At 73.4% G+C, this 19762-nt stretch carries 19 protein-coding genes; 10 read left to right on the top strand and 9 right to left on the bottom strand.

Annotated features, from left to right (window positions below; all coding sequences use genetic code 11):
• Positions 1–142: 142 nt before the first annotated feature.
• On the bottom strand, positions 143–1639 hold the full coding sequence (locus C1J01_RS11190) for an alkaline phosphatase PhoX (protein WP_111178869.1): 1497 nt from the start codon (positions 1637–1639) through the stop codon (positions 143–145).
• A 231-nt stretch (positions 1640–1870) separates the two neighbouring features.
• Here C1J01_RS11190 and C1J01_RS11185 point away from each other — a divergent pair, with 231 nt between their 5' ends.
• Positions 1871–3223: a TrkH family potassium uptake protein gene (locus C1J01_RS11185; RefSeq protein WP_111178868.1), complete on the top strand. Its 1353-nt coding sequence runs from the start codon at positions 1871–1873 to the stop codon at positions 3221–3223.
• Here the strand turns inward: C1J01_RS11185 and C1J01_RS11180 are convergent.
• Positions 3210–3878 (bottom strand): SdpI family protein, encoded by a 669-nt coding sequence (locus C1J01_RS11180; protein WP_111178867.1) that lies wholly within the window; start codon positions 3876–3878, stop codon positions 3210–3212. The genes C1J01_RS11185 and C1J01_RS11180 overlap by 14 nt on opposite strands.
• A 150-nt stretch (positions 3879–4028) precedes the next feature.
• Here C1J01_RS11180 and C1J01_RS11175 point away from each other — a divergent pair, with 150 nt between their 5' ends.
• Both C1J01_RS11175 and C1J01_RS11170 read left to right on the top strand, forming a co-directional pair.
• Entirely contained in the window at positions 4029–5249 is a 1221-nt protein-coding gene (locus C1J01_RS11175; protein WP_111178866.1) for a sensor histidine kinase, read from the top strand.
• A complete protein-coding gene (locus tag C1J01_RS11170) occupies positions 5249–5896 on the top strand; it encodes a response regulator (RefSeq protein WP_111178887.1) in 648 nt (215 codons plus the stop codon). The genes C1J01_RS11175 and C1J01_RS11170 overlap by 1 nt, the downstream gene beginning before the upstream one ends.
• Before the next feature lie 29 nt (positions 5897–5925).
• Here C1J01_RS11170 and C1J01_RS11165 read toward each other — a convergent pair whose 3' ends face one another.
• The 4 genes from C1J01_RS11165 to C1J01_RS11150 all read right to left on the bottom strand — a co-directional run bounded on the left by C1J01_RS11165 (position 5926) and on the right by C1J01_RS11150 (position 10759).
• Positions 5926–7377, bottom strand: coding sequence for an oxygenase MpaB family protein (locus C1J01_RS11165; protein ID WP_111178865.1), 1452 nt, complete (start codon positions 7375–7377; stop codon positions 5926–5928).
• Positions 7374–8111, bottom strand: coding sequence for a polyprenyl diphosphate synthase (gene uppS, locus C1J01_RS11160; RefSeq protein WP_111178864.1), 738 nt, complete (start codon positions 8109–8111; stop codon positions 7374–7376). Before uppS ends, C1J01_RS11165 begins: the two co-directional genes overlap by 4 nt.
• A gap of 71 nt (positions 8112–8182) precedes the next feature.
• Positions 8183–9424 carry a cation:proton antiporter gene (locus tag C1J01_RS11155; RefSeq protein WP_111178863.1) on the bottom strand — a complete coding sequence of 414 codons (1242 nt, stop codon included), beginning with the start codon at positions 9422–9424 and terminating at the stop codon, positions 8183–8185.
• A gap of 45 nt (positions 9425–9469) precedes the next feature.
• Positions 9470–10759, bottom strand: a complete 1290-nt coding sequence (locus C1J01_RS11150) for an ArsB/NhaD family transporter (protein WP_111178862.1) — start codon at positions 10757–10759, stop codon at positions 9470–9472.
• A 196-nt stretch (positions 10760–10955) separates the two neighbouring features.
• On the opposite strand from C1J01_RS11150, the gene C1J01_RS11145 reads away from it, so the two are divergent.
• Both C1J01_RS11145 and C1J01_RS11140 read left to right on the top strand, forming a co-directional pair.
• Complete coding sequence (locus C1J01_RS11145) at positions 10956–11687, top strand: class I SAM-dependent methyltransferase (protein WP_111178861.1); 732 nt, start codon at positions 10956–10958, stop codon at positions 11685–11687.
• 75 nt (positions 11688–11762) lie between these two features.
• Positions 11763–12170 (top strand): archease, encoded by a 408-nt coding sequence (locus C1J01_RS11140; RefSeq protein WP_111178860.1) that lies wholly within the window; start codon positions 11763–11765, stop codon positions 12168–12170.
• On the opposite strand, the gene C1J01_RS11135 is transcribed toward C1J01_RS11140, so the two are convergent.
• Positions 12171–13586: an RtcB family protein gene (locus C1J01_RS11135; protein ID WP_111178859.1), complete on the bottom strand. Its 1416-nt coding sequence runs from the start codon at positions 13584–13586 to the stop codon at positions 12171–12173.
• Between the two features lie 169 nt (positions 13587–13755).
• On the opposite strand from C1J01_RS11135, the gene C1J01_RS11130 reads away from it, so the two are divergent.
• The 5 genes from C1J01_RS11130 (at position 13756) to C1J01_RS11110 (ending at position 17929) form a co-directional block, all read left to right on the top strand.
• Entirely contained in the window at positions 13756–14160 is a 405-nt protein-coding gene (locus C1J01_RS11130) for a hypothetical protein (protein WP_111178858.1), read from the top strand.
• Between the two features lie 39 nt (positions 14161–14199).
• Positions 14200–16443, top strand: coding sequence for a protein translocase subunit SecD (secD, locus tag C1J01_RS11125; protein ID WP_111178857.1), 2244 nt, complete (start codon positions 14200–14202; stop codon positions 16441–16443).
• Between the two features lie 77 nt (positions 16444–16520).
• Positions 16521–16823: a GNAT family N-acetyltransferase gene (locus C1J01_RS11120; protein ID WP_220039852.1), complete on the top strand. Its 303-nt coding sequence runs from the start codon at positions 16521–16523 to the stop codon at positions 16821–16823.
• A complete protein-coding gene (locus tag C1J01_RS11115) occupies positions 16783–17169 on the top strand; it encodes a VOC family protein (protein WP_111178856.1) in 387 nt (128 codons plus the stop codon). Before C1J01_RS11120 ends, C1J01_RS11115 begins: the two co-directional genes overlap by 41 nt.
• Positions 17170–17245: 76 nt before the next feature.
• The gene (locus C1J01_RS11110) at positions 17246–17929 is read left to right on the top strand and encodes a response regulator transcription factor (RefSeq protein WP_111178855.1); all 684 of its coding nucleotides are present in this window, start codon (positions 17246–17248) and stop codon (positions 17927–17929) included.
• 3 nt (positions 17930–17932) lie between these two features.
• On the opposite strand, the gene C1J01_RS11105 is transcribed toward C1J01_RS11110, so the two are convergent.
• Both C1J01_RS11105 and C1J01_RS11100 read right to left on the bottom strand, forming a co-directional pair.
• Positions 17933–18694: an FHA domain-containing protein gene (locus C1J01_RS11105; RefSeq protein WP_111178854.1), complete on the bottom strand. Its 762-nt coding sequence runs from the start codon at positions 18692–18694 to the stop codon at positions 17933–17935.
• A gap of 6 nt (positions 18695–18700) precedes the next feature.
• Positions 18701–19762, bottom strand: a 1062-nt coding sequence (locus C1J01_RS11100) for a DUF3558 family protein (protein WP_146615553.1), incomplete at its 5' end; no start/stop codon positions are given.

Raw genomic sequence — 19762 nt, 5'->3', positions numbered from 1 at the left:
CTCGGGGCGGGAGCCGGCACGCCGGTGGCGTTCGTTCCGCCGGACCAACGGAATGCCCACATTAGCGGCACCCCGGCACGAATCAGGCACAGGGCCGCCGGCGCGGACGGACGCGTCGGCGGCCCTCCACATGCCACGGGACCTACAGCGGCCCGCGCCGCCAGGGGCCGCGGATGGCGTACGTGCGGCCGGGCGGGTCCAGCGAGGCCGTCTCGCCGAGCTGGTTGACGAACATGACCGAGCCGTCCGGGCTGAAGCACGCCCCGGCGAACTCGCTGTCGTCGGCGATGTTGACCGCGAACTCGAACGGCTGCCCGCGCCGCGGGTCCAGCCCGATCAGCCGGTTGACGTTGACCAGCCCGGGCGCCAGCGGGTGCGGGTCGGCGTCGGCCGTGCCGGCGTCGTCCTCGCACAACACGATGCCGCCGCGGGGCGTGAACGTCAGGTTGTCGGGCGAGTCGAGCTCCCTGCGGCCGGGCGACTCGTACACGAGCACCAGCGTGCCGCCGCCGCGCCGGCCGGGGACGTACTGCCAGACCTGGCCGAAGCCCTCCCGGAAGCCGTCGGCCTCCGCCGGGTCGCCGTTCTTGGCGTCGCCGCCGCTGGTGGAGTTGAAGAAGATCGCGCCGTCGCCGTACCAGCAGCCCTCCAGGCGGTTGAACTTCGCGCCGCCCTTGGCCAGGCCCTGCTGGGTGCAGGTCGGGGCGCCGTTCTCCAGGTCGGGGTCCGGGTCGTCGATGGTCACCCACTCGACCGGCAGCCGGGCGCCCATGGTCTGGCCCTCGCGGCAGTCGTAGTTGTCGACGCCCCTGATCTTGAGCATCTCCAGCACGCCGCCGGCGGACAGGTCGCCTGGATTGCGCGGGCGGAAGCGGTAGAAGCCGTCGGGCTTGCCCGCGTCGTCCTCGGTCTCGTAGACGTAGCCGGTGCGCGGGTCCACCGCGACGGCCTCGTGGGAGAAGCGGCCCATCGCCGTCAGCGGCCGGGACGGCGACGGGCGGCCGGGCTCGGGCCCGTTCAGCGGCACCTCGAAGATGTAGCCGTGCTTGCGCTGCCAGCCCTGGGCCGGGCCGGCGGTGGTCTCCTCGCAGGTGAGCCAGCCGCGATCGTGCAGCATCCGGCCGCCCGCGCAGTTGACGATCGTGCCGTTGAGGCTGACGAAGTGCCGCAGCACCTCGCCGCTGCGCAGGTCGACCTCCAGGGTGGTGGTGCCGGCCACGCCCAGCTCGTCGTAGCGGCGGGAGCCCTCGACGTGCACGCGGCCGACGGGGGAGCCCGGTGTGGTGCGCACCTCGTGGTTGCGGATCAGGCGGACGGTGTGCCGGCGGGTGCCGGGGAAGGCCGCCATGCCGTCGTGGGCGATCGGCGTCGCGACGCCGTCGGTCATGGGGGTGCCGGTACGGCCCAGCACGACGTATGAGAAGCCGGCGGGCAGGGCGAGCAGTTCCTCGCCGGTGTTGTCGGAGGGGGTGCGGCGCAGCGGCCCGTACCCGGCCTGACGTGGGTCGGCGGCGGGACGGCCCGCGCTCGCCCAGGAGGCGTGGGCGGTGAGGGTCTCGATGGCGATGCCGCTGGCCAGCACACCGCCGGTGGTGGCGAGGCCGCGGCCGAGGAAGGAACGACGATCGAGCTCGGTCATGTGCTGCCCTTCGGGGGAAGGCATTGATGAACGAATGCTTTCGATAGGTTAAACGCCAGATTGCGCGCCGAGAGGGCCCATTTATGCTGTTCGTCCGGCCGTGCTGGGTTCCTCGTTGGCGGTCGCACCGGCCCTGCGCTACGGTGTGGCGCGGTGTGCCGGGAAGTCTGGTCGGCGGCGTCCTCGGCCGTATGACTCACCGGAGGCCCCTGTGACCCGTGACGACGCCGTATGACGCGTCATCGCCCCGCCCTGCCCGGCCGCATCGGGCATCCGGCCGTGGTCATCGCCACCGGGTTCGGCACCGCGGTGCTGATCGGCACGCTCCTGCTCGCCACCCCGCTGGCGACCGCCGAGGGCGAGGCCACCCACTGGCTCACCGCCCTGTTCACCGCCACCTCCGCCGTCTGCGTGACCGGCCTGGTCGTGGTCGACACCGAGACCCACTGGTCGGTCTTCGGCGAAGTCGTCATCGCCCTGCTCATCCAGGCGGGCGGCCTCGGCATCATGACGCTCGCCACGCTGGCCACCGTCATCATCTCCGGTCGCCTGGGGCTGCGCGCCCGCCTGTCCGCGCAGCTGGAGACCAAGTCCGTGGTGGCCGCCGACCTGCGCCAGGTGCTGCGCCGGGTGGTGCTGTTCAGCCTGGTGTGCGAGGCGGCCGTGGCCGCCGTCCTCACCGGCCGCTTCTTCCTCGGGTACGGCGAGCCGTTCGGGCGCGCCGCCTACCTCGGGGCCTTCCACGCCGTGTCGGCGTTCAACAACGCGGGGTTCGCGCTGTGGCCCGACAACCTCATGCGCTTCGTCACCGACCCGTGGATCTGCCTCACCATCGCCCTGGCCGTGGTCGTCGGCGGCCTCGGCTTCCCCGTCGTCTTCGAGCTCCTGCGTACGTGGCGCAGGCCCCGGCGCTGGTCGCTGCTGACCCGGATCACGGTCGGGCTGACCCTCGTGCTGCTCGGCGGCGGCACGCTGGCGTTCCTGATGACCGAGTGGCGCAACCCCGCCACGATGGGTGCGCTCGACGACTCGGGCAAGCTGCTGGCGGCCTTCTTCACCGCCGTCATGCCGCGTTCCGGCGGCTTCAACACCCTCGACATCGGCCAGATGAACCCGTCGTCGTGGCTGGTCACCGACGTGCTGATGTTCATCGGCGGCGGCAGCGCGGGCACCGCGGGCGGCATCAAGGTCACCACGTTCGGGTTCCTGCTGTTCATGGTCTGGTCGGAGTTGCGCGGCGAGAACCACGTCAACATCGGTCACCGCCGGCTGCCCTCCGCCACCCAGCGCCAGGCGCTGTCGATCAGCCTGCTCGGCGTCGCCCTGGTCACGGTCTCGACCTGGATCATGCTGATCGTCACTCCGCACAGCCTCGACCAGGTGATGTTCGAGGTGATCTCGGCCTTCTCCACCAACGGCCTGTCCACGGGCATCACCGCCGACACCACGCTGGCCGGGCACGTGCTGCTCAGCCTGCTGATGTTCATCGGCCGTATCGGGCCGCTCACGCTGGGATCCGCGCTAGCCCTGAAACAGCGCATCCGCCGCTACGAGTTGCCCGAGGAACGCGTCATCGTCGGCTGAGACCCGCCAGCAGGGGGAGCAGGACCGTCCCCATCAGGATGCCGCCGGCCGCGAGGCAGCAGACCACCGCCACGGGTAACGGCGGGAGCACCAGCACACCGGCGGCGCACACCACGCCGAGGGCCACCAGGGCCCGGCCGCCCAGCCGCTGCGCCCGGTCCCAGCCGGGCGCCGGCACGGAGTGCCAGGCCGGCATGAGCGCCCGCTCGCGAAGGCGGGGCAGCGCGAGGCCGACACCGGCGACCAGGCAACCGAACGCGACGCCGACCGCCTGCTCCATGGGGAACGCGTGACCGGCGAGATCCAGCAGCACGCCCGTGTGGACGACGGTGAGCAACGGCGACAGCAGGATGAAGGCCATGTTCAGCCCCCGCCGCCGCGCGGCCGGCGTCGCCACGAACATCGGGTGCAGCCGGGGCCGCAGGCGCTCGCCGACGGCGGCGGCGCCCGCCACGATGGCGCCCATGACCACGAGCGTCATCGGCATCGCCGCCGCCATGACGAGCTTCGGCACGTGGACGGCGGGCCGGTCGGCGGTGGCCCGTCTGGTCTCGATGACGTCCGGCAGCACGTCCCACAACTGCCGGCCGACGGCGGTCATCGCGACGACCGCGAGCGCCGCGACGACGACGCCCGCCCACGGAACGTGTTTCATGGTGTCCTCCCGGGATGCCGCTGCTGCCGCGAACGTAGGTCCGCGCGGCCCGGCCGGGCATCCACCGTGGGGCACATGACCTGCGTCATCGTGGCGGACATGACCATCGGCACCCTGTGCCGCGCGGAAGTTGATCGTTATGCTCCGCATATGGGGCAGGTGGCATCAATCCGTGACATCAGCAGCTGGCTGAGGTTCTCCGGCGACCGTCCGCCCATGGTGTTCACCGTCTTCTGGGGAGCCGCCGCGCTCTGCACCGCGACCCTCGCCCACGGCCTCGCGATGTCCGGTTCCGAGCCTGGCTGGGAGTTGTACCCGGTGCTGCTGGCAGGGGGCGCCGTGGCGCTGCCGGTGGCGGCCGTCCTGTGGCACGTCCTGCCGTGGCGGGCGCCGGCGTCCCTCCCGCGCGGGACGGCGAGCGTGGCCTTCCTCGTGCTGACGCTCCTGCTCCTGCCTGCCGGGGCGGTTCCGGCCCTGCTCCTGGTGACCCTGGCGGTGGGGAACGCGCAGGTGGTCTTCGGGCGGCGCGGCGCTCTCGCCTACGCCGCGATCTCCGGCCTGTACGCCTTCTCGATCGCGATGCTCAACCCCACCAGGCAGCTCCTCACGGCGGTCGCCGACGGGGCGATCATGGTGCTGCTGTGCCTGCTGATCCTCGTGGTCGTCGTCGCGGCGGTCGAGTCGCACGGCCGCGCTGAGGAGACCCGCCGCGTGCTGGCCGAGCTCGAAGAGGCCCACGCCGAGCTGGAACGGTACGCCGCCCGCTCCCGCGAGCTGGCCGTCGCCGAGGAACGCGCCCGGCTGGCCCGTGACATGCACGACTCGGTGGGCCACTACCTCACCGTCATCAACGTGGGCCTGCAGAACGCCCAGCGCTACCGGACGATCCGCCCCGACGACGCCTGGGACGAGGTGCGCCAGGCCCAGGCGCTCACGCTCGAAGCGCTCACCGACACCCGCCGCTGGGTCCGCGCGCTCAAACCCCTGCGCATGGACGGCCGCGCCGGCGTCGCCGGCCTGCGCGCCCTGGCCGAGTCGTTCGGCTCGGCCGACGCCGGCGTGGTCTTCACCGTCACCGGAGCCTGGCCGCAGGTGGACGAGGCCAGGGAGCTGGTCTGCTACCGGGTCGTCCAGGAGGGCCTGACCAACGCCCTGCGCCACGCCCGCGCCCGCCGCATCGAGGTCGCGCTCGACTGCACGCCCGAACGGGTGCGGGTGACGGTCTGCGACGACGGCGAGGGAGCGCCGCCGGGAGCGCTGGGCGGCGGGTCCGGGCTGCGCGGGCTGCGCGAACGCCTCGCGGCCGTGGACGGCGTGCTCGACGTCGTCCCGGCCCCCGGGTTCACCCTGCGGGCGACGGTGCCGGTGTGATCGGCGTGATCCGCGTCCTGCTGGTGGACGACCACATCCTCATGCGCGAGGGCCTGCGCAAACTCCTGGAGATCGAGCCCGGCATCGAGATCGCCGCCACCGCCGCCGGCGGCGAGGACGCCCTCGCCTGGCTCGCCTCGGCCGCCGAGCCGCCCGAGGTCGCCCTCGTGGACGCCCGCATGCCCGGCATGGACGGCGTGGAGCTGGTCAAGCGGCTGCGCGCGATGTTCCCCGGGGTCGCGCCGGTGATCCTGACGACGTTCGACGACGACGACTACATCTTCGGCGGCCTGCGCGCGGGCGCGCGGGGCTACCTGCTGAAGGACACCCCGCCGGACGAGCTGGTGGACGCCATCAGGCGGGCCGCCCGGGGCGAGACCGTGCTGGGCCGCGCGGCCACCGAACGGCTGGTGAGCGCCCTGCGCGACCAGAGCGCCTCCGCGCCGGACCCGGGCCCGCCCTGCGGCCTGTCGGAACGCGAATACGAGATCGCGCTGCTCATCGGCTCGGGCGCGTCCAACCGGGAGATCGCGCGGCGGCTGCACATCACCGAGGGCACCGCGAAGAACCACATCTCCAGCTGCCTGCGCAAACTCGGCCTGCGCGACCGCACCCAGCTCGCGGTCTGGGTCTCCCGGAACTCCTAGCCCTCCGCGGGCCGGCCCTTGACGTCCGCTCACGCCTGGGAGAGGAGCATGTGGTAGGCGGTCGAGTGCTGCCGGCCGGACATGAACGACACGAACTGCCGGACGAAGGCGCTGCGTGAGTAGCCGGCGCCGCTGTCGGCCAGGTCGCGGTGGAAGGCCGTGCGGAACAGGTTCTGGTATTCGATGGCGTCGATCTCCTCGTCGTCGTCGGTGTCGGTGACGTCGAACAGCACGTCGGCGATCTTGATGAGGCCGGAGCTCGGCAGGGCGGCGGCCGAGGCGGCGTACTCCTGGCGGGTGACCCGCCCGTCGCCGTCGCCGTCGAGGGCCGACTGAAGCTCTCGCCACCAGGCGGCGTACGCGGTGTACAGCCGCTCCTCGTCGTGCTCGCCCAGGTCGAGCCGGGTGGCGATCTCCCGTGCCATGGCGGCCAGATCGGGCCAGTCGAGGTGGCCGTTGCCGGTCTGGTCGAGGACTTCGGCGAAGAACCGGTCGGCCGAGCGTGTCGCGTCGTCGTCGTGCTCGTCGTGGTCGTCGTGGTCGTCGTGCCTGTCGGGGGCCGGCGTGATGAGGCGCAGCAGCGCCGCGGCCCGGCCGGCCTGGCGGCGCACGGCCTCCCACGGTGCTGCGCCACCGCCGTGGGCGGGATCGAGCAGGCTCAAGACGGAGCCGGCCTGGAACCAGCCTTCCGGAAGCAGGCGGGCGGCGGCTCCCGCTGCCAGGTACGCGCCGTGCATGAGCACCCCCGCTCCCGGCAGGTCCGGCAGGCCCACCCGGCGGCAGAACGACTCGGGCAGCGACGCGATCGTGACCGCGGCGGCCACGGGGCCCGCCATGGCCCGGCCCGCCGCCCACACCACGGGCTGCCCGCGCAGCACCGGCGGCGCCGGCACGTTGGCGAAGAGCCGGAAGAGGATGACCCGCACCGCCTCGGTGTTCTCCAGCCGGTGCTCGATCATGTCGTCGTAGTACGCCCAGAACTCCGTCAGCGTCGCGGGGAGCCGGTCGGCGTCGCCCTCCAGCAGGGCCAGGAAGGTGCGGCACTCGCCGTAGAGCCGTTCCATCGTGGGGCCGTCGAGCGACTCGCCGCTCAGCCGGCACATCGTCACCGTCGACTCGAAGAGGGTCGCCACCACCCAGGCGCGCGCCTCCGCGTCGGTCGCGTCGTAGCCGCGGCCTCGCGGGTCGGTGCCGGAGATGCGGGCGTGCAGGCGGTTGAGCCGGGCCGCCTCACGGTCGCGTACGCGCGGGTCGGGGTCGAGCATCCGCTGCGTGCTCACCAAGGTGTTGCGCAGGCGCCGCCACGGATGCGTGACGAACGTGGAGTTCTCCATCAACGCCGCGCCGATCTGCGGATGCGCGGCCTCCAGCACCGTGGCGCGGGTGACGGCGAGTCCCCAGCGCGCCTCGTTGACCAGGCGGCGCAGGACCGAGTCGGGCCCGAAGACGTCGACGGCCTCCGCTGCGGTGGTCTGGCTCATCCAAGCCCCTCTCTCACGATGGTGGTGGGTCGGCGGACGTCGCCGAACCGGCGCTGCCGCCTCCGGTAGGCGTCGAGGCACTCCCAGAAGTGGGTCGCGCGGAAATCGGGCCACAGCACCTCGGGGAAGACCCATTCGGCGTAGGCCACCTGCCAGAGCATGAAGTTGGAGATCCGCTGCTCTCCGGACGTGCGGATGACCAGGTCGACGTCGGGTGTGTCGGGGTACGGCAGATGCCGGGCGAACCCGGCCTCCGTGACCTGGTCGGCCGGCACGGCGGAGCGGATCAGCGAACGGGCCGCCTCCACGATGTCGCGGCGGCCACCGTGGTCGAACGCCACGGTGAGCGTCATGCGGCGGTTGCCGCTGGTGAGCGTGACCAGATCGGTGATGTCGCGGACCAGCGGCGGCGGGATCCGCGGATCGGACATGCCGAGGAACCTGCACCGCACGCCCCGCGCGTGCAGCATCGGCGCGTGCTTGCGGATGGCCCGCCGCACGAGCCTCATCAGCACCTCGACCTCGCCCACCGGCCGCCGCCAGTTCTCCGTCGAGAACGCGTACAGGCTCAGCCACTCGACACCGGCCGACCGCGCCGCCTCGATGACGTCGATCACGGCCGATTCGGCGGCCTCGTGCCCCGCCGTACGCGGCAACGCCCGCTGCACGGCCCACCGGCCGTTGCCGTCCATCACGCATGCCACATGCCGCGGCAGCCATTTGGTCGTCTCCATGACTATGTGCGACCGTATCATTACCCAGCGTATCGACGGGAGTGGCTCGCGGTACGGATCTCCAGGGACAGCTAGTTCTCGGCGCGGTTCTCGGCGCGGTTCTCCGGGCCGCGGCGCAGCCGGCGGGCGAGGCCGTACCAGGCCGGCATCTCGCGCTCGTCGTCGAACCAGCGGGCGACCACGATGTCGGTCGAGGAGTGCAGCAGGATCGACAACACGATCGTCACCGCGACGATCTGGAAGACCTGCTGCCCGGCCGCGATGCCGGAGGCCAGCACGATCAGCCCGTACACGACCGAGGCGAACCCCTTCGGGCCGAACCACGCCACCGCCGCCTGCTCGCGTACCGACAGCCCGGAGCCGAGGAAGGACAGCCAGATCGCCAGCGGGCGGGCCAGCACGAGGGCGAGGACCGCGAACGCCCAGCCCTGCCAGCCCACCGAGCCGAGCAGCGACGGCGTGATCAGCGCGCCGAACAGCAGCAGCGCCGCCAGCTTGAACAGCTCGGCGATCAGCTCGCCGAAATGCTCGAACGACTCGCGCTGCCGCGCCCCGAACGTGGCCACCGTGATGCCCGCCGAGAACGCCGCCAGGAACAGGTTGCCGTGCGTGGCCTTGCCCAGCGCCAGCACGAGCAGCCCGATCGCCAGGGCGTTGAGCGGCTCGTACTGGGTGGAGGCGGAGAACAGCCGGGTCTGCTCAAGCTTGATCGCCAGCCACGGCACCGCGACGCCGATCAGCACGCCGAGGCCCAGCTCCAGCCCGAGCGCGCCCAGGTGGAGATCGTCGGAGCCGGCCGCGACGGCCAGGAACACCATCACGAACGGCAACGCCAGGCCGTCGTTGACGCCCGACTCGACGTTCAGCAGCTGCCGCAGCCGCGGCGGCACCTTCTCGTTGCCGACCAGCGCCGAGGCGAAGACCGGGTCGGTCGGCGCCAGGATCGCGCCGACCAGCAGCGACTCCACCCAGCCGAGGCCGAGCAGGAAGTGCGCGCCGGCGGCGGTGACCGCCAGCGTCAGCGGCAGCCCCCAGCCCAGGGCCCGGCCCGGCAGCCGCCACGCGGTGCGCAGGTCCGCCCAGCCGACGCGCATGCCGTCGGTGAACAACACCGCGAACAGCGCCAGCTCGGCCAGCGTGCCCACCAGCTCGTCGCCGGGCCGTACCGACAGCACGCCGAGCGCGCCGTCGCCCAGCACGAACCCGGCCACCAGGAACAGCGCCGCGGTGGACAGGATCGTACGGTTGGCGAGGCTGGAGACGAGCACGGCGAGCAGCAGCACGCTCGCGAAGGCCGTCAGCAGGGTGGCCACAGGGGGAGCCTCCTCCTCGACCCGCCAGGTCGGCGGGTGACGGGATCACAGGTAACGCAGCCAGAGGTACGGCACGCACAACGCGATCGTGACCGCGGCGACGACCAGGCCGTACTTGGTGAACTGCCAGAAGCTGATCGGCGTGCCGTTGCGGGCCGCGATGCCGAGCACGACGACGTTGGCCGCCGCGCCCACGGCCGTGGCGTTGCCGCCCAGGTCGGCGCCGAAGGCCAGCGCCCACCACAACACCTGCGCCGCGTCGTTGCCGCCGTTGGCCTGGACGAGGTCGGCGACGATCGGGCTCATCGTGGCGACGTACGGGATGTTGTCCACGATGGCCGACAGGACGCCGGACGCGCCGAGCAGCAGCATCGTGGTCAGCCCCAGCTGCCCCTGCGTGGCGTTCGCGGCCGCCTGCGAGATCTGCCCGATGACGCCGGTCTCGACCAGGGCGCCGACCATGACGAACAGGCCGCCGAAGAACACCAGCGTCGGCCACTCGACCTCGCGCAGGGCGTCCTGTGTCGTCACCTTCGTGGCCGCGACCAGCACCCCGGCGCCCAGCAGGGCCACCACGGAGGGCTCGTAGTGCAGCACCGGGTGCAGCACGAACGCCGCCATGACGAGCGCCAGCACGGCCAGCGACTGCCACAGCAGCCGCCGGTCGGCGATGGCCTCGCGCTCGTTCAGCGCCATGACCTCCGCGGCCCGCTCGGGGTCGTACCGGAACGACTTGCGGAACAGCCACCGGCACATCCCGATGAACACCACCATCAGGATGATGACCATCGGCGCCATGTGGATGAGGAAGTCGTTGAAGCTCAGCCCGGCGCGGCTGGCGATGATGATGTTCGGCGGGTCGCCGACCAGCGTCGCCGCGCCGCCGATGTTGGAGGCCAGCGCCTCGGCGATGAGGAACGGCGCCGCGGGCAGCGCCAGCCGTTCGCACACCAGGAACGTCACCGGCGCGATGAGCAGCACGGTCGTGACGTTGTCCAGCAGCGCCGAGGCGGACGCCGTGATGACCACCAGCAGCACCATGAGCCGGTAGGGATGCCCCTTGGCGCGTTTGGCGGCCCAGATCGCCAGATACTCGAACACTCCGGTCTGCTTCAGCACGCCGACGATGACCATCATGCCGAGCAGCAGGAAGATGACGTTCCAGTCGATGCCGGAGTGCTCGTTGAAGAACGCCGCGCCCGCGTCGGTGGCGTGGATCAGCAGCATGATCCCCGCTCCGCCGAGGGCCGCCGCGACGCGGTGCACCTTCTCCGTGGCGATCAGGGCGTACGCCGCCAGGAAGACCGCCACCGCGATCCACGCGGTGACCGTCACGGGCTCACCACCCGGCGGGGCGCGGCCAGGAGAGCGGGAACGGGCACAGGGAAGCGAGCACACATGGCGGGGGCCTCTTTCAAGATCGACAACAGGGACCGCCGACCAGACTTCCCGGCACACCTGTCAACAACCTATCAATGATCGTCAAAACGCCCAATGGCCGCATCGATCCCACGGGTCGTATCGTGACCCCATGGCTGACGCGATCTTCGAACATCCTCGCCTCGCGGCCGTCTACGACCCGCTCGACCCCGACCGCGGCGACCTGGAGGTGTACGCGGCCATCGCCGAGGAGCTGGGCGCGCGCAGCGTGCTGGACGTCGGCTGCGGCACGGGCACGTTCGCGCTGATGCTGACCGCGCGTGGCATCGAGGTGACGGGGGTCGACCCGGCGCGGGCCTCGCTCGACGTCGCCCGGGCCAAGCCGGGCGCGGAGCGGGTGCGCTGGATCCACGGCGACGCGCGTGACCTGCCCTCCCTGCGGGTCGATCTCGCCACCATGACCGCGAACGTGGCCCAGGCCATCGTCGAGCCGGACGACTGGCGGGCCACGCTGGGCGGTGTCCGCGACGCGCTGCGGCCCGGCGGGCACCTGGTGTTCGAGACCCGCGTCCCGGCCCGCCGCGCCTGGCTGGAGTGGAACCGGGACAACACCTACCAGGTCACGGACCTGCCCGGCGTCGGCCGGGTGGAGACCTGGACCGATCTGCTCGACGTCCGCCTGCCGCTGGTGACCTTCCGCGGCACGTGGGTGTTCGCCTCCGACGGCCAGGTGCTGACGTCGGAGTCCACGCTGCGCTTCCGGGAGCGGGACGAGGTCGAGGCGGACCTGGCGGCGCACGGCTACGTCCTGCGCGAGGTCCGCGAGGCCCCCGATCGGCCCGGCCGCGAGTTCGTCTTCCTCGCCGCCCGCCCCGAGGAGTAATGCGTACCGGGCCTTTGGGGCGTCTTGGCGGCCGGGGGCTTCCCGCGCGGCGCCGGTCGCTGGTGGAGTGGCCCCATGAGCAGAGGCCACCGTACGGTTCCGCACACCGCCGACATCGCGCTCGAGGCGTGGGCCGACAGCCGCGAGGACTGCCTCGCCGAGGTCGTCAAGGCGCTGGTGGAGAGCTTCGCCGACGCCGGCTCGGCGGCGCCCGGTGAGACCGTCGACTTCACCGCCCCGGAGGAGGACGACGAGGAGCTGCTCGCCGCCCTCCTGGAAGAGGTGATCTACCAGCTGGAGGTGCACGGCCGCCTGGCCGTGGACGTGATCGCCGGCCCTTCGGGGACCGGGCTGCGGCTGGTCACCGTCCCGGCCGAGGCCGCCGAACAGGTCGGCGCCACCCCCAAGGCCGTCACCGCGCACGACGTCCGCTTCGGCCAGGACAACGGCCGCTGGCACGCCCGCGTCGTCGTGGACGTCTGATCAGCCCTTGACCACGCCGATGGGGGCCAGCCGCGCCACCTTGCGGGCCAGACCGGCCTGGTGGCACGCCTCCACCACCGCCCCCACGTCCTTGTACGCCTGCGGCGTCTCCTCCGTCAGCCCCCGTGCCGAGGCGCCACGCACCGCGATCCCGGCCCGCTCCATCTCCTTGCGCAGCGCCGCCGCCGAGGTGGTCTTGACGGCCTGGTGCCGGCTCAGCCGCCGCCCGGCCCCGTGGCAGGCCGACGCGAACGCCGGCGCCCCCGGCACCCCCGCCAGCACGTACGACCCGACGCCCATCGACCCCGGCACCAGCACCGGCTGCCCCACCGGGCGCAGGTCGGGCGGCAGGTCCTCGTGGCCGGGCGGCAGCGCCGGGGTGGCGCCCTTGCGGTGCACGCACAGGCGGCGCTCGCGCCCGTCCACCCGATGGGTCTCGATCTTGGCCAGGTTGTGCGAGACGTCGTACAGCAGGGCCAGGTCTCCGTCGCCCGCGGCCCGCTCGAAGGCGCGGCGGGCCGCCTCGCCGAGCAGCTGCCGGTTGGCCCGCCCGTAGTTCGCCGCGGCGGCCATCGCCCTCAGGTACGCCCGCCCCTCCGGTGAGCCGACGGGCGCGCAGGCCAGCTGCCGATCGGGGACGCTGATGCCGTACCGGCTCATGGCCGCCCGCATGGTCCGCACCGCGTCCGTGCACACCTGGTGGCCCAGCCCCCGGGACCCGGTGTGGATGAGCACGCACACCCGTCCCGGCCACAGCCCGTACGCCCGCGCCGCCTCCTCGTCGTACACCTCGGCGACCGCCTCCACCTCCAGGAAGTGGTTGCCGGAGCCGAGGCTGCCGACCTGGCCGAGGCCGCGTTCCCTGGCCCGCTCGCCGATCACGGCCGGGTCGGCGTCGGCGACGGCGCCACGGTCCTCGCAGCGTTCCAGGTCACGGAGCTCGCCGTGGCCGCGCTCGACCGCGTACCTCGCGCCGCCCGAAAGGATCTGCTCCAGCTCGTCCCGGCCGTGCAGCCGCCACACCGCGCCCTTGCTCATGCCGCGCGGGACGGCCGCGTCGAGGGCGTCCATGAGGCGGTGCAGGCACGGCCGCAGCCGCTCGACGTCCAGCCCGGACATCAGCAGCCGGACGCCGCACGAGATGTCGAACCCCACCCCGCCCGGCGACACCACCCCGTCCTCCTCGACGTCGGTGGCCGCCACCCCGCCGATGGGAAACCCGTAACCCCAGTGCATGTCCGGCATCGCGTACGACGCCTCGACGATCCCCGGCAGCGTGGCCACCGCCGCGACCTGGCCGAGCGCCTGGTCCTCGCCCAGCAGCTCCCGGCTCGCGAACACGACCCCGGGCACCCGCATCGCCCCTTCCGGCTCGATCCGCCACCGGTAGGGACTCTCCTCGACCAGCTTCGTCATCCCCCTCAGCCACCTCTCGCCCTCCGCCTACCCCACCCACCCGCACCGAATCCGGAGCGCGGACGCGCCGGAACGCCGCAGGACGTGCGGTGGGGGGCCGGCGGCGTCTAGGGTCTCGGGAAAGGCCGCTGCTCGCCGGGCGGCCGCAGTCGGGCGGGAGGAGGGTGACGTGCGGGCTCGGTGGTCTGCCGCGTTCCTGCTCGTCCTGTCCTGGTTCCTGCCGGTCGGCGCGCAGGCCCAGGTCGTCCCGCAGGTCGTCCGCCAGGTCTCCACCGCGCAGGCCGGGCCGCAGACCGTCGTGCGGCCGACGCCGCAGACCGCCGGGGCGCCGGACGCCCCCCGGCAGCAGGCGCACTCCGGGGTGCGGCAGGTGCCGCACCAGGCGCCCGACGCCCGCGCCTGGGCCGGCGCGTACGGGCTCGCCGGGCCTGCGGCGGCGGGGGTGCTCGGCGGCGGGGTCGCCGGGTACCGGGCGCCGTGGGCGGTGGTCGTACCGGCGGCGGCCGGTGAGGGGCCGACCGTGCGGGCGCCCTCTGCGGCCGCGGCGCGCGCTCCTCCCTCCACAGGGTTCTGACGACTCTTCTCGCACGTCCCAGCCTGTGGAGGCTTTTCCATGTTCCGTGCGCCCTTTTGGCGTGCGGTGGCGGCGTGTGCCGTCACCGCGATATCGATCATCGCGACCCTTTCCGCCGCTCCCCGGCTCGGTCTTGACCTGCGGGGCGGCACCGAGCTCGTCTTCGAGACGAGAGACTCGCCGACCGTCAAGGCCGACGCGGCCGCCACCGACCGCGCCCTCGGCGTGCTGCGCCAGCGGGCGGACGCCCTCGGCGTGGTCGATCCCACCCTGGCCCGCTCCGGCGAGCGGCGGATCATCGTCCAGCTGCCCGGCGTGCTCGACCCGCGGCAGGCGGCCGAGGTCATCGGCCGTACCGCGCAGCTCGCGTTCCACCCCGTGCTCGGCGCCGCCAGGCAAGGGGAGGAGGGCGCACTGCCCGACGACATGGGCGGGTGGCTGCGGCTCGGCCCGGCGGCCATCACCGGCGACGGCGTCCGCGACGCCGCCGAACGCAGCGACCCGCAGCGCGGTCCCGGCTGGTTCGTCGGGCTCGACTTCCGCGAGGAAGGGCCCTGGCGGAAGCTCACCGCCGAGGCGGCCTGCCACCCGTACGACGACCCGCGCCGCCGCGTCGTCATCGTGCTCGACCAGGAGATCATCTCCTCGCCGCCGGTCGACTCGTCCATCGCCTGCGGCAGCGGGATCCCGGGCGGCAGCTCCGAGATCACCGGCTCCTTCACCCACCAGGAGGCCCGCGACCTGGCGGTGCTGATCAAGGGCGGCGCGCTGCCGGTGCCGCTCGACCTGGTCTCGCAGCGCACGGTCGGCCCGACCCTGGGTGAGGAGGCCATCGAGGCCAGCGCCAAGGCGGCGGTCGCGGGGCTGATCCTGACCGCCGTGTTCATCGTCGCCGTCTACCGCCTGGCCGGGCTGCTGTCGGTGGTCGCGCTCGTCTGCTACGGCCTCATCTCGTACGCGGCCCTGGTGGCCATGGGCGCGACGTTCACGTTGCCGGGACTGGCCGGGTTCGTGCTGGCGATCGGCATGGCGATCGACGCCAACGTCCTGGTCTTCGAACGCACCAGGGAAGAGTACGGAAAGGCGCCCCGGCGCGGCCTGCGGGCGGCGCTCGGCCAGGGGTTCAGGAAGGCGTGGAGCGCCGTCGCGGACTCCAACGTCACCACCCTGATCGCGGCCGGGCTGCTGTTCTGGCTGGCGTCCGGGCCGGTCAAGGGGTTCGGCGTGACGCTGGCCGTCGGTGTGCTGGCCTCGCTCGTGTCGGCCATGCTGATCACCCGGGTGCTCACGCACGCCGTCATGGGCCGGGTGGGGCCGCGCCTGTCCGGCCTCGCCTCGACCGGGACCGTCCGGACGTGGCTCGCGCGCAGGAACCCGCAGCTCATGCGGCGCCGCACGCTGTGGCTGGCGGTCGCCGGCGGGCTGGCCGCGGTCGCCGTGGCCGGCCTGCTCGTCCGCGGGCTGAACTTCGGCGTCGAGTTCACCGGCGGGCGGCTCGTGGAGTTCGGCACCGCACGGCCCGTCGCCGCCGACGTCGCGAGCCAGGCGGTCACGCGGGCCGGAGTGCCGGCGGCGGTCGTGCAGTCCACCGGCGACGTGGTCTCCGTACGCGCCGCCGGCGTCGGGCTGGAGGAGGTGGCCAGGATCGAGCAGGAGCTCGAACGCCAGGCGGGTGAGGTGACGAAGCAGCGTGAGGAGTTCATCGGCCCCACCCTCGGCGAGGAGCTGCGCCGCAACGCGCTCATCGCGCTCGGCGTGGCGGTGGCGATGCAGCTGCTCTACCTGGCCGTGCGCTTCCGGTGGACGTTCGGCGCGGCGGCGGTGCTCGCGCTCGTCGTGGACGCGTCGCTGGTCGTGGGGCTGTTCGCCTGGCTGGGCAAGCCCGTCGACGGGGTGTTCCTGGCCGCGATGCTGACCGTCATCGGTTACTCGGTCAACGACAAGGTGGTGGTCTTCGACCGGGTCAGGGAGCTGTGGGCGGCCCGCCGCCGGGAGCCGTTCGCGGCGGCGGTGAACGGCGCGATCCTGGAGACCATGCCGCGGACCGTCAACACCGGTCTCGGGGCGCTGTTCATCCTGATGGCGCTGACCGTGTTCGGCGGCGACTCGTTGCGCGACTTCGCGATCGCGCTGGTGGCGGGCATCGTGTTCGGGACGTTGTCGTCGGCGTTCGTGGCCGGTCCGCTGGCGATCGTGCTCGCCCGCTTCGACCGCCGCCCGCCGCCCGAGCCCGCCCGGCCCCGTACCGCCCGGGCTCCTCGCGGCACGGGCGCGGTCGTGTGACGTCGCGACCGGTCGTGTGACGTCGCGGCCGGTCGATCGCCGTCCTTGCGGCGATCGGCCGGCCGCGGTACCTCTGCATGGTGATCACCTGGCGCAGGGCCCGCGAGACGGACTTCCCGCTGCTGCGGACGTGGCTGGAGCAACCGCACGTGGCGCGGTGGTGGAACCACGAGACCTCGGCGGAGGCGGTGGCGCGCGACTTCGGGCCGGCCGCCAGGGGCGAGGAACCGTCGGAGGACTTCCTCGCCCTCCTCGACGGTGAGCCGCTCGGCCTGGTGCAGCGACCGCGTCGACCGGCCCCGCTGATTCCCCGGCGCGGGGCCGGGGAACAGGTCCGGCATGGAAGTCCTGAGCAGCCGCGTGCTGCTGCGTCCCCGTGACCCGGCGCGCAGCCGCCGCTTCTACGCCGACACGCTGGGCCTCGCCGTCTACCGCGAGTTCGGGCCGCCCGATCAGCCCGGCGTGGTCTTCTTCCTCGGGCACGGGTTCCTGGAGCTGTCCGGCCGGTCCGACGACGGCCCCGCCGCCGCGGTGGCGCTCTGGCTGCAGGTACGCGACGTCTCCGCCGAGGAGGAACGGCTCACCAAGGCCGGCGTCACCGTGCTGCGCGAGGCCCGCACGGAGCCGTGGGGCCTGGTGGAGCTCTGGATCGCCGACCCCGACGGCCATCGCATCGTCCTCGTCCAGATCCCGGACGACCACCCCCTGCGCCGCGACACCCGATGAACCCGGCAGGCTGATCGACTTACAATCCCCATGAGTCGGACATAGTGCGGCCGTGCCGCCGCCTGAGGAGCCCGCCATGACCGCGTACCGGATCCTCGCCGTGGACGACGACCAGACGATCCAGCGGGCCTTGTGGCGCGGGCTGCGGCTGGAGGGCTTCGCCGTCGACACCGCCGGGTCCGGGCCGCGCGCTCTGGAGAGCTTCGACCGGGTACGGCCGGACGCGTTCGTGCTGGACCTCTCGATGCCCGGCATGTCGGGCGTCGAGGTCTGCCGGCGATTACGCGCGGCCGGCACGCAGGCGCCGGTCCTCGTGCTGTCCGACCGCGACGAGGTGGAGGAACGCGCCGCCGCGCTCGCCGCCGGCGCCGACGACTTCGTGGTCAAACCGTTCGACCTGTACGAGCTGGCCCTGCGCCTGCGCGCCCTCCTGCGCCGCAACGGCCCCGCCTCCGGCGCCGCGGTCAGCGTCGGGCCGCTGACCGTCGACCCCGCCGCCCGCCGGGTCACCCTCGACGGCCGGGAGATCGAGGTGACGCGGCGGGAGTTCCGCCTGCTGGAGGAGCTGGCGCGCAATACCGGCATCGTGATGTCCCGGCCGCTGCTGCTGGAACGCGTGTGGGGCTACGACTTCGAGGTCACCGCGAACGCCGTGGACGCGCTCGCCGTCCATCTGCGGCGCAAGCTGGAGGCCGGCGGGCGGCCGCGCATGTTGCACGCCGTACGCGGGGCCGGGTTCGTGCTGCGCGAGCCGGCCTGAGCGTCATGGGCCGTCCTCCAGCAGTTCGAGGTCGGGCGGGACGAGCGTGGTCGACTCCACCAGCCCCCGCAGCAGGTTGTGCAGCAGGTCGCCGGAGGGGCCGCCCGCCGACTTGTCGTGCGTCAGCGGGTACGGGAAGCCGCCGGCGTGCAGGCGGCGGCGCACGCACTCGATCCGGTGCTCGATCCGGCGCTCCCGCCAGTCGTCGCCGGGCCTGAGGTAGGCGAGCTGCTCGGTGGCCTGCCGGTACGACAGCGGGCGCGGCACCTCCTCGTACAGCAGGTAGCGCTGGCCGAGGACCACCAGCAGGAGGCGTTCGTCGTCGTCGAGCGGCCACCTGCGCGGCGGGAGCGTGACGGCGCGCCGGCGCGGGACGCGTTGGTCGTCGTGGCCCGTGACGTACAGCTCGACCAGGTGCTCCCGGAAGCCCGAGCCGCGCACGAACACCGGCGTGTACCCCTCGGCCAGCGGCACCGGCTCGGTCGTCGCGTGCATCAGCCGGCCGCGCGGCAGGCGCAGGAGCTGGCGGCCGGTGTTCCGCAGCCACCAGCGGCGCCTGCGGTGGAAAAGCTCGCCGTGCCTGCGGCTCACCCACAGGTCGTCCTCGCCCACGCACACGTCCACGCCGGGCCGCCCGCCGCGCCCGAACCTGACCGTCGCGCCGGGCTCCGGGGGCGCCTCGACGCCGCCGTAGACCGTGCGCACGTGCAGGGTGCCCGCGGGGGCGGGCGCGGCGCCACGGGCGAGGCTGTCAGGGCCGGTCATCGTCGCTCACGGGCGGGGCAGCCGGGCGGCGGCCGAACCGGCCAGGCCGGCGGCCATCCGGCACAGCTCATCCTCCGGCAGCGAACCGCTCGTCACCAGGCGCAGCGACTCGGCCGCGGTCTGGCCCGCGCGTCCCGCGTACGAACGGTAGGGCACCTCCACCAGGCACGTCTCGTCTCCGTCGCCGTCCGGGCGGACGAAAGCGCGAAAGCCGTTGACCTGCGTGGACGCGCCGCCCGCCGCGTCGGGCGGCGGCCCCCGGTGGAACCCGAGGGTGACCCGGACGTCGCCGGTGGTGCTCGCCCAGCCGCAGCCCCACCCGCCGAAGCCGCGGTCCGGGGCGGCGGCGTCGACGCCGGGGACGACCTCGAGGGACTGCGCGTCGAGCAGGGTGCAGGCGTCCCGGTGCGCCAGCGAGTGGGCCGGGGGAGCGGGGCGGCGGGCGATCACGCCCTGGTCGAGCGCGTTCGCGGCGTCGCCGGTCGCCGCGTCGGCGATCTCGCACAGGGGGGCGGTGCCCGATCCGTCGCGTTCCGCCGTGATGGTGATGGTGGCGCCGGTGACGCCGGCCACGGTGAGCGTCCGGGTGCAGGCGTGACTCTGGGCGGGGCCCTCGACGACGGCGACGTCGCCCGTCACCCGTTTCGGGGGCGCCTGCTCGGGCGGAGGGTCGAGGTCGAAGCCGACCTCGACGTCCACGACCGGGCCGTCCGGGGGGCGGATGAGAACGTGACAGCGGTCGAAGTTGCCGAGGTCGGGGTCGAGCCCGGCGGGGCCGAACCTGCCCAGCGTGACAGGTCTCAGCAGGGCGCACGGGTCGGCCGTACGCCGGTCGCCGATCACGTCGGCGTGGCGGGTCCCGTCGCTCGGCGGCGCCGTCCGCTCGCGGTAGCCGTCCTCCCAGGCGAACAGCGGGTCTCCTTCCTCGGCGGTGGCGAAGCCGCCGTCGCCCCAGCTCGGCATGGGGCCGCTGCCGTCCCAGGCCGCGGTGGTGCCCTCGTCCCGCCACGCCACCAGTCCCAGGGGGACGAGGACGGCCAGCACCACGACCGTGCCCACCACCACGGC

The organism is Nonomuraea aridisoli (genome assembly GCF_003236395.1).
Taxonomy (GTDB): Bacteria; Actinomycetota; Actinomycetes; order Streptosporangiales; family Streptosporangiaceae; genus Nonomuraea; species Nonomuraea aridisoli.
This window is presented reverse-complemented; position numbering and strand designations above follow the sequence as displayed.